This window comes from Nocardia sp. MH4, assembly GCF_019266065.1.
GTDB classification, from domain to species: Bacteria; Actinomycetota; Actinomycetes; order Mycobacteriales; family Mycobacteriaceae; genus Nocardia; species Nocardia canadensis.
On the sequence record NZ_LPNR01000024.1, the window covers coordinates 1 to 11,541 of the forward strand.

The 11,541-nt window shown below is 71.6% G+C and carries 8 protein-coding genes; 1 reads left to right on the top strand and 7 read right to left on the bottom strand.

The window, feature by feature from the left end; genetic code table 11:
• Positions 1 to 69: 69 nt before the first annotated feature.
• Complete coding sequence (locus ATM97_RS00630) at positions 70 to 507, bottom strand: DoxX family protein (RefSeq protein ID WP_218715940.1); 438 nt, start codon at positions 505 to 507, stop codon at positions 70 to 72.
• 110 nt (positions 508 to 617) lie between these two features.
• Here ATM97_RS00630 and ATM97_RS00635 point away from each other — a divergent pair, with 110 nt between their 5' ends.
• Complete coding sequence (locus tag ATM97_RS00635; RefSeq protein ID WP_218715941.1) at positions 618 to 1,187, top strand: TetR/AcrR family transcriptional regulator; 570 nt, start codon at positions 618 to 620, stop codon at positions 1,185 to 1,187.
• 41 nt (positions 1,188 to 1,228) lie between these two features.
• Here the strand turns inward: ATM97_RS00635 and ATM97_RS00640 are convergent, their stop codons facing one another.
• From ATM97_RS00640 to ATM97_RS00665, 6 genes are all read right to left on the bottom strand, one after another.
• Positions 1,229 to 2,140 carry a dioxygenase gene (locus tag ATM97_RS00640; protein ID WP_218715942.1) on the bottom strand — a complete coding sequence of 304 codons (912 nt, stop codon included), beginning with the start codon at positions 2,138 to 2,140 and terminating at the stop codon, positions 1,229 to 1,231.
• Positions 2,141 to 2,238: 98 nt separating this feature from the next.
• On the bottom strand, positions 2,239 to 3,333 hold the full coding sequence (locus tag ATM97_RS00645) for an ABC transporter substrate-binding protein (protein WP_218715943.1): 1,095 nt from the start codon (positions 3,331 to 3,333) through the stop codon (positions 2,239 to 2,241).
• A gap of 56 nt (positions 3,334 to 3,389) precedes the next feature.
• The gene (locus ATM97_RS00650; RefSeq protein WP_218715944.1) at positions 3,390 to 4,208 is read right to left on the bottom strand and encodes an ABC transporter permease; all 819 of its coding nucleotides are present in this window, start codon (positions 4,206 to 4,208) and stop codon (positions 3,390 to 3,392) included.
• Complete coding sequence (locus ATM97_RS00655; protein ID WP_218715945.1) at positions 4,208 to 5,026, bottom strand: ABC transporter permease; 819 nt, start codon at positions 5,024 to 5,026, stop codon at positions 4,208 to 4,210. Before ATM97_RS00655 ends, ATM97_RS00650 begins: the two co-directional genes overlap by 1 nt.
• Entirely contained in the window at positions 5,023 to 6,027 is a 1,005-nt protein-coding gene (locus ATM97_RS00660) for an ATP-binding cassette domain-containing protein (protein WP_218715946.1), read from the bottom strand. The genes ATM97_RS00655 and ATM97_RS00660 overlap by 4 nt, the downstream gene beginning before the upstream one ends.
• On the bottom strand, positions 6,024 to 11,541 hold a 5,518-nt coding region (locus ATM97_RS00665; RefSeq protein WP_218715947.1), incomplete at its 5' end, for a non-ribosomal peptide synthetase. The genes ATM97_RS00665 and ATM97_RS00660, both read right to left, overlap by 4 nt.

The window sequence follows — 11,541 nt, forward strand, 5'->3', positions numbered from 1 at the left end:
CGGCAGGGCGTTGACGGCGCGGCCCCGACCGCGCCGGACCCGGCGAGAGCGGTGCGGCGGGCCGCCCGCTCAGGCCGCGACCACCACCGCGCAGGCGGCGAGGAACAGTGCCTGGAGGGCGGTGCGGGCGGGCAGGGGCATGGTCTTGATGCCCAGATCGGCGCGGGCCGCGCGGACATTGGCCGGGAACATGACCAGTAGCAGGACGAACAGTCCGGCGGCGGCGAGCGGGGCGGTGGCCGGGATCAGCAAGCCGAGAGCACCTGCCAGTTCGAGGATGCCGGTGAGTGTGACCAGCGCGGCCGCGTTGGGGAGGCGGGGCGGGACCATGGCGATCAGGGCCGTCCGGCGGGGTTCGAGGAAGTGGGCGCTCGCGGTGAGAGTGAACATGGCGGCCAGGCCGAGGGCGATCGCGCGGGGCCAGGAATCCAGCCAGGACACTCCGGTGAGCAGGCCGATCAGCCTGGCCAGGGCGGTGACGACGGCGAGAACGATGAACGGGGCCATGGGAACTCCTCGAAGCGGTGCCGACTGGCCTGCTGCCAATCTTGACACTGGAAAGATTGGCACCGAACGCTGAACTTGTCAATGACAAGTTTGTGCGTCAGGATCGAGGCATGACCAAGACCGGGTATCACCACGGGGATCTGCGGGCGGCGCTGCTGGACTCGGCGGCCGAGCAGATCGCGGCCGAGGGCGTCGAGGCGGTGTCGCTGCGCGCGCTGGCGCGCCGGGCCGGGGTCTCCCACGCGGCCCCCGCACACCACTTCGGCGACCGGGCGGGCCTGTTCACCGCCTTGGCGATCGAGGGATTCGACCTGCTGGCCACGGAATTGGCGGCCGCGGGTGCGGACATGCGCGAGGTCGCCGTCGCCTACATCCGCTTCGCGCTGGCCAACCCCGGCCGGTTCGACATCATGTACCGGCGCGAGGTGCTGCGCGCCGACGACCCCGAACTACGCGCTGCCCGAGAACGATCGGGCGCGGCCTTGCGATCGGGGATCGCCGAGATGCAGGCCGGGCAGTCGCCCGATCGCCAGCGGTCGACCCGGCTCGCCGCCTGGTCACTGGTGCACGGGTTCGCGACGCTGTGGCGGGAGGGCGCGCTGGACGGGTCGGAGCTGGCCTCGTCGGCCGATCCCGAACAACTCGCGCGCGACATGCTCGCGACCGTGCAATTCGATTGACGGCCGACGACCTCTCCGCCGCGCGGGGCGTCGGTGGCCGGTTACCGGGGTGATGGCCCACCACCGGGGCCCTGACCGCCGGGCGGAGGGCCCGCGGGGCCACTGCCGCCGGGTGGGGTGCCGGGAGAACCGGTGCCGGACTGGGTGTTCTGGGACTTCGCGGCGACACCGACGGTGAGGGACACGGCCATGGTGGTGGCGGGTGTCCCGGTCACGGTGGCGAGTTCGGCGTCCCAGCCGTCGCCGAAGACATTGTCCGAGGACAGCGACACGCCGGACATGTTCTCGATGCTCGCGGAATAGCCGGAGTCGGCGGCGAAGACGGATTCGCACGAGTCCTCGGGGAGGGCGATCTGGGAGGTGAGGCGTGCGTTGTCGCCCGCCACGGCGGTGGCGAGGTCGTCGTAGACCTCGAAGTGGATGTGCGGCCAACGACCCGCGTAGCAGGCGGGGAAGATCGAGGTGAAGCGGACGGTGCCGGTGTCGTCGGCGACCTGGACGCCGCGCAGGTAGTTCTGCTCGGTGACGCCCTCGCTGTAGAGCGAGTACCGGCCCTCGCGATCGCAGTGCCAGACGTAGACGGCCATTCCCGCGCCCGCGGCGCCCTTGGCGAGATCGCGCAGGTTCAGCGTGAGAGTCATCGGAACACCCTGGGCCACACCGGAGTACGCGCCGAAGCTGGTGGTGATGTCGGAGCGGACGACGCCCGATTCGATCAGCACATTGGGTCCGTTGGACCCGTCACCCGGGTACGGGCCCGCCGTCTCCTGCGGCGCGGCGGCGGGAGTCGCCGTGTCGGGCGTGGTCGTCGCGGTGTCGGTGACGCCCGAGTCGGTCGCCGAGGCGCAGGCCGCCGCCGCGGTCGCCAGGCTCGCGGCACCGATCATGCCGAGGATCCGCCGTCGCGACATGACCCGCAGGTCGTGCCCGAGTCCGAGATCGTGGTCGTCCATCGCTGCTCCTTCGCTCGTACCGTGTCGCCGACGACGGTAGGCGCGGGTACTGCGCCGGAGCTGGGAACACGCTGGGTGTTCGCTGGGAGCCCCCGCGGTCAGTCGGTGACGTACCCGTTGAGGCTGTCGCGCAGGTCGGTGAGGATCGCGCGGGCGGCGGTCAGGCCGGTGGTGTGCCAGACGCTGTCGTCGACGGCGAAGACGCGACGATCGGTCGCGGCGCCGAGCTCGGTGAACTCGTCCGAGCGCAGGACCCGCTTGCCGTGGTCCTCGCCCGCCTTGCCCGCGAACATCACGTAGATGATGTCGCCCTCGGCCTTGGTGGCCAGGTCCGCGGTGGTGATGTCGTAGGAGGTGCCGCGCTGCGCGGTCGGGCGCTGCACGCCGACATCGGACAGGACCTGGGCCGCGAAGGTCTCGCTGCCCTGGACCTGGGTGGTGTCGGCGGTGAAACGCAGCACCGAGGCTTGCGACTGGCTCGCGTTGAGCGCCGGGCCGAGATCGTGCGCCTCGGTGAGGTAGGCGCGCAGAGCGGCGTCGGCGGCGGCGCCGCGGCCCATTCCGGAGGCGTAGGCCGCGAAGTCGGACTGCCAGCTGCCGCCGGAGCCGATGAGGACGGTCGGGGCGATCGCGCTCAGCGCCTCGTAGCCGCCGGCGGCCGGGGCGACGTCGCCGAGGATCAGGTCGGGCTTCAGCGCGGCGATGCGCGCCGGATCGGGCTGCCCGATCGAGCCGATGCTCGGCACCTTCAGCACGCCGTAGCCGAGGTACATCGGCTGCGGACGTTCACCGTCGAGGGTGACCGCGCCGGCGACCCGCTCCCACAGGCCCACCGCGCAGGCGGCGTCGAGCGCCGAGCTGGTGAGCACCACGATGCGCTGCGGGTCGGCGGGGACCTGCGTGGTCCCGGCGGCATGGGTGACGGTGCGGGTCGCGCCCGCGGCGGGGTCGGGGGCGCTCGGCAGCGGGCACGCCGTGGCGGTGTCCCTGGCCACGCCGACCACACCGGCCCCGGCGATATTGGTGGTGGTGCGGATGATCGTGCTCGCGTCGTCGTGCTTGTCCGCGCAGCCCGCGGTGACCACGGCGACGCACAGCAGCGCGGCGACGGCGAGGACGCCACGCGAGCGGACGCGGACGCCCTGCTCGGCGGTGCGACGGAATCGGGTGCGTACTCGGGCGCTCACCGGCATGCGCACGAGGGTACTGCGTGGCAGGGCGGCCCGGCGCCGCGGGTTCGCGGGGCCACTCAGCGTCGGCTGGCGCGCCGGAACCCGATCGCGGCGGGGACCGCGAACAGCACGATCGCGCCCAGACACCACACCAGGGTCAGGGTCAGCGGCCGCGCGATCGGCCCCTCGTCGGCGAGACCGCGCATGGCGTCCACGGCGACCGACATCGGCTGATTGCGCACGATCGGCTGGATCCACGTCGGGAAGGCGATCAGCGGGACGAAGCCGGTGCTGAAGAACATCATCAGCGAGGTGAGGATGGTGACGCCTTCGACCAGTGAGGCTTTCGCGGTGAAGACGGCGATCGCGGTGACGATGGTGGCGAAGGCGAGTCCGAAGAGCACCGGCACCGCCAGGAACACGAGCGCCGCCAGCGGACCCTGATGAAACCGGAAGCCCAGCAGCGCGCCGACGAGCACCACGGCGATGGTGCCGAGCACGATCCGGCAGCCCTCGGCGAGCACGCGCGAGGCGATCCCGGAGGCCCGGTGCACCGGCAGCACCCAGAACCGGGCCAGCAGACCGGCGTCGCGTTCGCGCCCGAGCAGGACCCCGCTGGCCACGGCGCCGGAGAGCGCGCCGACGATGGCGACCATCGGGACCGAGCCGTAGAGGGCGTCGCCGCCGGTGAACTTCTGGATCTGCCCGCCGACGACGATGTCGAGCATGATCAGCAGCAGGCACGGGATGAGCAGGGTCTCCAGCAGGGTGACCGGATTGCGGGCCCAGCGCAGCAGCAGGCGCTGGGTCTGGATGAGGGTGTGCCGGACCAGCGCGCCCGGCGTGGTCTCCGAACCCGTGGTGGTCTGCTCGGTACGAGCGGCAAGCAGTGTCATCACGCCCTCCTCGAACTCAGCCGGATGGCCACGGGGAGGCTGATCAGCAGGATCGCCGCGAGCCACAGCAGCGACGGGGTCACCAGCGACCAGCCGATCGTGCCCGCGTTCCCGGCGGTGTCACCGGCCAGCGCCCGCAACACGATGGCGAACTGGGAAACCGGCTGATTACGGACGAACCATTGGATCCAGCTCGGGAACTGGCTCGCCGGCGCGAGACCGGTCGAGAGCATGCCGAAGATCAACGGCGGCAACACCAAGGCCTGCGTGGTGGCCTCCGGACTCTTGGACACGGTGCCGATGACATCGGCACCGAGGGTGAACGCGATCCCGATGAGCAACGAGAACGCCAGGAACCCGAGGGTGTGCGCGGCGTCGAGCCGGAACCGGAAACCGATCACGTACCCGGACACGATCGCCGCGGCCAAGGAGATCAGCAGCCGGAAGATGTTGGCCGACATCCGCGCCGCCACCGGCACCAGCGGGCGCAGCGGCATCGCGCCGAACCGGCGGTTGAGCCCGGCCACGGAATCGGTGGCCGAGCGGAACGCCGCCGAGATGGCGGTGAAGGCGGCGGCCTGCAGGATCACCAGCGGCATCATGTACTGGGCGTAGCTGCTGAAACCGTTGCCGGAGAACATCATCACGGTCTTGAGCGGGATGTAGAAGCTGGCCGTGAACGCGGCGGGCGCGACTATCGAGGACAGCACCTCGCCGGTCTTGACCGAGGGCACGATCAGCCGGGTGGTCAGCACCCACCACTGCTGCACGGTGTCCGGGGCGGCGCGGACGTGGGTGTGCCAGGTAGTGGCGGTCACGACACGACCTCCGGTGCCGTCTCGGTTGTCGGCAGATGGCCGGTGAGCTGGAGGAACACGTCGTCGAGCGAGGGACGGCGCAGCGCGATGTCGACGAGTTCGACCGACGCGTCGTCGAGGCGGCGCAGTGCTTCGGCGAGGGTCTTGGCGCCGTCGGGGGCCGGGATGGTGATCCGGTCGGATTCCGGGGTCAGCGCCGCCAGATTCTCGGCGGGCAGCAGCGAGCCGAGCGCGGCGACGATGGCGGGCATCTCCTCCAGATCGAGCGGCACCACCTCGCAGTAGCTGCCGCCGGTGCGGTGTTTCAGCTCGTCGGCGGTGCCGGAGGCGATCACCACGCCGTGGTCGATGACGATGATCTGGTCGCTGAGCGCGTCGGCTTCCTCCAGGTACTGGGTGGTGAGCAGGGTGGTGATGCCCGCGTTCTTGAAGCTGCGCACCAGGTCCCAGACACCTTGACGGCTGCGGGGATCCAGGCCGGTGGTCGGCTCGTCGAGGAAGACCACATCGGGCCGGACCACCAGCCCGCAGGCGATGTCGATGCGCCGCCGCATGCCGCCGGAGTACGTGCCGACCCGCCGGTTCGCGGCCCGCTCCAGATCGAATTCGGCGATCAGTTCTTTGGCCCTGGCCCGGGCCGCCGGTTTGCGCAGGCCCATCAGCCTGCCGAACAGGACCAGGTTCTCGTAGCCGCTGAGCATGTCGTCGAGCGCGGCGTACTGGCCGGTCAGCATGATGGATTTGCGGACCGCCGCGGGGTCGGCGACGACATCGTGCCCGGCGACCACGGCCCGGCCCCGATCGGGGGTGATGAGCGTGGACAAGACGTTCACCATCGTGGTCTTGCCCGCGCCGTTGGGCCCGAGGATGCCGAGTACCTCGCCGGGCGCGGCCACGAAGTCGACGCCGCGCAGGGCGTGGACGTCGCCGAAGGACTTCTCGATCCCTTCGACGACCACGCCGCCGGTGGAGGTGAGGGTGGGGCTCGGTGCGACGCTCATGTCCGGTCTCCTGCTTCCATGTGGTCATCCAGCACCGGCGAGATCACCGACAGTGCGAGGGGATTGGTCAGCTCGTCGTGCGTTGTCTCGACGTCGTGGGCGACGATCGCGCCGGTCACGTAGGGGCGCCAGCCGTCGGGGCCCATCCATTCGCCGGGGTCGACCGCGGCGGTGAAATAGAGGACGTCACCGTGGTAGACCGGGCGCTGGTAGCCGGTTCTGGTCCCGGCGGAGGCGTTGTAGGAGCCCGCCATCCGTTCGATCGTGGCCGCGTCGACGAGTTCGACCCCGCCGAGTTCGGCGGCGATCAGCTCGGCCGCCTCCTGCGCGGTGGCTTCGGCGGGGACGTTGTCGATGCCGAAGATCGCGCCGAAGGTGTTGATGAACGCGCCGGGCGACAGGCGCTCGATGCTGTCGCCGTCGATATCGGCGGTGTCGGTGTCCAGCATCGCCACCACGCCGACCCGCTCGCCCGCCTCGGCCAACTGCACCGCCATGGCATGGGCGATCAGTCCGCCGAAGGACCAGCCGAGCAGGTGATACGGGCCCTGCGGCTGGACCGCGCGGATCTCGCGCACATACCGCCGCGCGAACTCCTCGATGGACCGGGCCGAGGGCTCGCGGCCGCTGAGGTCGGGGGCCTGGAGGCCGTAGATCGGTCTGCCCGGCCGCAGTCGCTCGGCGAATCCCAGGTAGCTCCACGACATTCCGGAGGAGGAATGGACACAGAACAGGGCGGGTTTGTCGCCGCCGAGCCGGATCGGCAGCAGCACGTCGAGTCCGAGACCGCTCGAGCCGGCGCCCGTGGGTTCGGCCGCCGCGGCGACCATGGCGGCGGCTTCCTCGGCGGAGGCGCGTTCGGCCGCCGGGGAGTCGGCGAAGCGCGCCGCCGCGCCCAGGGCCCGGGTCCACAGCTGGGCCAGCTCGGCGACGTCGTCGCGGTCGAGTAGTTCTGCCGGATAACCGAAGTCGGCGCGCAGGCGGTCGCCGAGCACCAACGCGTTGATGTCGATCGCCGCCATCACCGGGACCGTGGCGTGTTCGCCGACATCCAGGTCGCCGAATTCGTCGGTGGGCAGCCAGCCGAGACCTTCCAGCCCGGCCGGGATCTCGGCGGCGGTGTGCCTGCCGAGATAGTTGACGCAGATCTGGCCGGGCAGCCGCTCCGGCAGCTGTGCCGCGGTCTCGGGATTCAGGTAGCGCAGCAGGCCGAACCCGATGCCCTTGTCCGGCACCGACAGCAGATCGTGTTTGACCGCGCGGATGGCCGCGCCCATCGCCGGGCCGCCGGCGAACGCGTCGTCGATGTCGATGCCGGACAGGTCGAGCCGCACCGGGTACAGGTTGGTGAACCAGCCGATCGTGCGGGACAGGTCGGCGCCGGGGACGACTTCCTCCTGCCTGCCATGGCCTTCGAGCCGCAGCAGCGCGGACTTCTCGTCCACGCCGCGCCGGGCCCGCCAGCGCACCAGCGCCAGGGCGAGCGTGGCGAACAGCACGTCGGTGACACCGCCGTGGAACAGCCCGGGCAGCGTGGTGAGCAGGGCGGTGGTGACGTCCGCGTCGACCTCGATGTCGACCCGGCGCACGGTGTGGGCCTGATCGATGGCGGGATCGAGGTGCCTGCCGCCGAGCAGCGGGTCGGGGCCGCCGACGAGGTCGCGCCAGTAGCCGAGTTCGGCCAGCCGCTGGTCGGAGTGCGCGGCTTCGGTCAGCGCGTAGGACCAGCGCCGCATCGAGGTCCCGGTCTCGGCCAGCACCGGGGTGGCGCCCGCCGACACCTGGGCCCAGGCTCCGATCAAGTCCTGCACCAGGATTCGCCACGACACACTGTCGATGGCGAGGTGGTGGGCCACCACGATCAGCCGTCCGGGCCGGGTGCGCGAGCCCGCGGCACCGACCGGATCGAGCCAGACGAACTGCAGCACGACGCCGTCGGCCGGATCGAGCCGGTTCAGCGCGGAGTCGAGTTCGCTGCGGACGTCCTCGCGCAGTTCGGTGGGTTCGGCCGCGGCGTCGATCTCGGTGCGGTGCACCAGGGCGTCCACCTCGATCGTGCCCGGTTCCGCCACCCGCAGCTGCCAGCCGTCCTCGTCGGACCACAGCCGGGCCCGCAGCATGTCGTGCCGGTCGATGACGGCGGTGAGCGTGGCCACCAGGTCCGTGCGCTCGATGCCGACGGGCAGTTCCAGCACCGCGGTCTGGGCGAAGCGGTCGAAATCGCCGCCGCGCTCGATCATGTACCGGACGATCGGGGTCAGCGGCAGGTCGCCGACCCCGCCGCCGGGCAGCTCCGCGAGCGCCTCGACTGTCCCGGCGGCGTCGACGGCGGCGGCCAGCGCCGCGACGGTGCGATGCTCGAAGACCTGCAACGGTGTGCAGTGCACCCCACGCAGTTTCGCCTGGGTGACCAGCTGGATCGCCAGGATGCTGTCGCCGCCGAGGGCGAAGAACGAATCGTCGACGCCGACCTGGTCGCGCCCGAGCAACTCGGCGTACACCTCGGCCAGGACGTGTTCGGTGGGTGTCCGCGGCGCCAGATACGGCGCCTCCTCGGCGATGAACACCGGTTCCGGCAGGGCCTTGCGATCGAGTTTGCCGACGGCGTTGACCGGGATGGCGTCCAGGACCACGAAGGCCGCGGGCACCATGTAGGCGGGCAGACTGTCGGCGGCGACGGCCCGCACCCGCGCGAGATCGAGGTCGGCGCCGGGCATCCGCACCAGATAGGCCGCCAGCGCGGTCGCGCCGGTGGGACCGGGCACACCCAGTGTCACCGCGAGATCGACGCCGTCGATGCCGCCGAGCACCGCGTCGATCTCGCCGAGCTCGATGCGCTGACCGCGCACCTTCACCTGGAAGTCGGTGCGGCCGAGATATTCCAGCGTCAACCCGAGCTCGGGCGGGCGGATCCAGCGCACCAGATCGCCGGTGCGATAGAGCACCTCGCCGGGCGCGCCGTAGGGATCGGCGACGAAGCGCGCGGCGGTCAGCCCGGGCCGGGCGTGGTAGCACCGGGCGGTGGCGGTGCCGGTCAGATACAGCTCACCGGCGACGCCGACCGGTACCGGCCGCAACCGATCGTCGAGGACGAGCACGGCCGCGCCCCGGATCGGGGTGCCGATGGTGACCGGCTCCGTCGTGGACAACGGCGCGGAACCCGTTGCCCAGATGGTGTATTCGGTCGGCCCGTACAGATTGACCATCCGCCGCTCCGCGGCCCCGCCGCACCAGCGCCCGACCAGATCGGGGCCGACCGCCTCGCCCGCCACCGCGAGTACCCGCACGCTCGACACCTCGGCGGGATCGATCGTGGCCAGCGCCGACGGCGTGATCACCATGTGCGTGACCGCCTCGGCGGCGATCAGCTCGGCCAGCGGCGCGCCACCGAAGACCTCGGGCGGCGCGATCACACAGGCGCCACCGCTGCCGAACGCCATCAGCGCCTCGAAGATCGACGCGTCGAAACTCGGCGAGGCGACCTGGAGCACCCGCGACCGGTCATCGAGTCCGAGATCGGCGCGCTGCGCCGCCACGAGGTCGGCCAGGCCGCGATGGGTGACGGTGACGCCCTTGGGAGTTCCGGTCGACCCGGAGGTGTAGATCATCCAGGCGGGATTCGCCAGGCGGATCGGCGTGGGCAGGTCGTCGGCGGTGAGCGGGGTGTCGGCGGCGGCGCGCAGCCGGGCGACGATGTCGGGGTCGTCGAGGACCAGCCAGCGGGTGGTGTCGGGCAGGCTCGCCCGGTACGCGGTCAGGGTGAGACCGACCCGGGCGCCGGAGTCGGTGAGCATGTGATCGATGCGGTCCACCGGATGCTTCGGGTCGACCGGCAGGAACGCGGCACCGGCCTTCGCGGCGGCCCAGATCCCCGTGTGCAGCTCGGCGCAGCGGGGCAGCCCCAGGGCGACAACGGTTTCGGTGCCCGCACCCGCGTCGATCAGCAGGCGGGCCAGCTGGTTCGAGCGGGCGTCGAGCGCGCGGTAGGTCGTCGTGGTCCCGGCGACCAGCGCCGGATGGTCGGGGTAGGTCGCGGCGGTGTCGGCGAGCAGCCGGGGCAGGGTGATCGTGCCCGCCGTGGCCGGGCCGCGGACCGGAATCAGTTCCGCGCGTTCACCCGCGTCGAGCAGGTCGATATCGGCGACCCGCAGGTCGAGGTCGGCGAGGACGGCCGACAGGACGCGCTGCCAGCGGGTCACGAACGCGGCCACCGTGGCCGCGTCGAACAGGTCGGTCGCGTAGGTCAGCACGCCGTCGAGCCCGGCGGGGCCGGCGTCGGTGAATCGTTCGCGCAGGTCGAGGGTGAGGTCGAAGGCCGAGGCGTCGCGGTCGAAGTCCTCGACCTCGAACCGCAGTCCGGCCAGGTCCAGCACCGGCTCGACGAAGTTCTGCAGCGACAGCGACACCTGGAAGATCGGGTGGTGCGCGGTCGAGCGGGTCGGGTCGAGCGCCTGGACGAGCTGTTCGAAGGGCACGTCGGCATGGGCGAACGCGTCGAGATCGGTGGTGCGGACCTCGGCCAGCACCTGCCGGAAACTCGCGCCGGGGTCGATCGGCGTGCGCAGGGCCAGGGTGTTGACGAACATGCCGACGAGGTCGTCCAGGGCGGCCTCGCCGCGCCCGGCGACGGGAGTGCCGATGACGACGTCACCGGTGCCGCTCAACCGGGCCAGCAGGACCGCGAGCGCGGCGTGCACGAGCATGAAGACGCTGACATTGCTCGCGGCCGCGACGTCGATGAGCGTGCGGTGCAGCTGCTCGTCGATCGCGAAGTCGAGGTCGTCGCTGCGCATCGTCTGCACCGCGGGTCGCGGGCGGTCGGTGGGCAGTTCCAGCGCGTCCGGTGCGCCGGCGAGGGCGTCGGTCCAGTACCGGATCTGCTGGGCGGCCACCGATTCCGGGTCGGTCGCGCTGCCGAGGAGTTCGCGGTGCCACAGCGCGAAGTCGGCGTACTGCACGGTGAGCGGGGCCCGGGTGGGCGCCTCGCCCGCCACGCGCGCCGAGTAGGCGGCCACCAGGTCGCCCGCCAGCGGCGCCATCGACGCGCCGTCGGCGCTGATGTGGTGCACCACCAGCACGACCACATGCACGGGGAGACCGTCGGACCCGGCGTCGACGAGCCGGAACAGCCCGACCCGCAGCGGCGCCTGCCTGGTGAGATCGAATCCGGTGCCCGCCAGCTCGGTGATCCGATCCCGCAGCGGCGCACCGTCTTCGGTGTCGAGGACCGGCATGGCGGGCGTGGCCGCGTCGAGGCCGACGACGACCTGACGTGGCCCTTCGGTATCGGCCGGATAGCGGGTGCGCAGGCTTTCCTGCCGCGCGATCACGTCGGTCAGCGCCAGGCGCATGGCCTCGACATCCAGAGCGCCGGTCAGGCGCAGGGCGATGGCGATGTTGTAGGCGGCCGAGCTCGGATCGAGCTGGTTGAGCACCCACATGCGCTGCTGGGCGGGCGAGAGCGGGATCCGGTCGGGGCGCACGCGCGCGGCCAGCGCCGGGCGGCCGGGCCCG